We start from the raw sequence: 1937 nt of genomic DNA, 5'->3' as shown, positions 1-1937 counted from the left end.
TCGGTGGCATTGCGTTCGGCGAGCACCTGCGTACGCTCGGCCGGCGCCAGGATCTCCAGATCACCGACAGCGGTCTCCGGCGCAGCCACGATCTCACGCAACAACCGCGCGAACCGATCCGCGAAACCCTCGACCGTGGCGTGATCGAACAACGCCGTCGCATAGGTCAGATAACCCGAAACACCCTGCGGCACACCCGATTCGTCATAGGCGTCACCCAGGATCAGATTCAGATCGAACTGCGAGATCGCGGAATCGAACTCCACCCCCGACACCGTCAGACCCGGCAGTTCCAGTACGGAAGCAGCCAGGTTCTGGAAAGTCAGTCCCACCTGGAACAGCGGATGCCGCGCCGTGGACCGCGCCGGGTTCAGCACCTCCACCAAACGCTCGAACGGCACATCCGCATGCGCGAACGCCGCGATATCGGTCTCCCGCTGGCGGCCCAGCAGATCCGCGAACGACTCCCCACGATCCAGCTGCGTCCGGAACACCAACGTGTTCACGAACATACCGATCAGATCATCGAGCGCAGCCTCACCACGACCCGCCACCGGCGTACCGATGGTGATGTCGTCGGTACCCGAAAGACGCGACAACAGCACCGCCAGCGCCGAATGCACCACCATGAACAACGTCGCGCCCTGCTCCTGGGCGACCCGCTGCAAACCACTGTGCACATCGGCATCGATGGTGACCGGCACCCGGCTACCCGCGAAGGACTGCACCGCCGGACGCGGCCGATCCATCGGCAGATCCAACTGGTCGGGCACACCCGCCAGCGCCGACTTCCAGTAACCGACCTGCTGCGCCGCCAGCGACTCCGCGTCCGCTTCGTCGCCGAGCAGTTGACGCTGCCAGATGCTGTAATCCGCGTACTGGACCGGCAACGGCGCCCAGCCCGGGGCGTCGCCGGCCGCACGTGCCGCGTAGGCCGTCATCACGTCCCGGGTCAACGGGCCCACTGAGGATCCGTCCCCGGCGATGTGATGGATCACCATCGCCAGCACGAATTCACCGGCCGCGCCGTCCACCTCGAACAGCGCCACCCGCAGCGGCACCTCGGCCGTCACATCGAAACCGGCCGACATCAGCTCGCTGATGCGCGCCGGTACATCATCGGTGGCCGCGACCGCGAGCCCACCGGCGATCGCTTCGGCGGCCGGCAGAACCTCCTGATATGGCGCGCCGTCCGGTCCCATCGGGTAGCGAGTCCGGAGGGTTTCGTGGCGTTCCAGTACATCGGTGACCGCCTGCCGCAGCGCGTCCACATCGAGATCCCCCGACAACCGGATCGCCAGCGGGAAGTTGTAGGCGACCGAATCCGGATCGAACCGATTCAGGAACCACATCCGCTGCTGCGCCAGCGACAACGGCACGAACTCCGGACGTGCCTGCGCCACCAATGCTTTACGCCCGCCGGACCCGGCGTGCTGCTCCACCCGGACAGCCAGACCGGCCACCGTGGGAGCCTCGAACAGCGCCCGCACCGGCACCGTGGTGTTCAACGCCTTACCCAGCCGCGCCGCCACCTGCGTCGCGACCAGCGAATTACCACCGAGGGCGAAGAAATCGTCGTCCGCGCCGATCCGGTCCACACCGAGCACCTCGGCGTAGACACCCGCCACGATCTCCTCGATCGGCGTCGACGGCGCCCGGAACTCCCGGGCCTCGAACACAGGTTCCGGCAGTGCTTTCCGGTCGAGCTTCCCGTTGACATTCAACGGCAGCGCGTCGAGCTCCACGAATACCGACGGCACCATGTACGACGGCAACCGCCGCGACAGTTCCGCCTGGACCGCACCGGTATCGAGACCGGACTCCCCGCCCGGCACCACGTATCCGACCAACCGGTCCCCGGTCCGCGGATCCGATTTCGCCAACACCGCGGCCTGCGCCACCCCCGGCAACGCCAGCAACGCCGCCTCGATCTCCCC

Annotated in this window: 1 protein-coding gene; it reads right to left on the bottom strand. The window is 67.0% G+C overall.

Annotation, left to right across the window (positions count from 1 at the left end; translation table 11 throughout):
* Positions 1 to 1937, bottom strand: a 1937-nt coding sequence (locus tag ACWCPQ_RS34995) for a condensation domain-containing protein (RefSeq protein ID WP_449907458.1), incomplete at both ends; no start/stop codon positions are given.

This window comes from Nocardia sp. NPDC001965 (assembly GCF_053594175.1).
The sequence above is the reverse complement of the archived record's forward strand: the minus strand, read 5'-3'. Positions and strand labels throughout refer to the sequence as shown.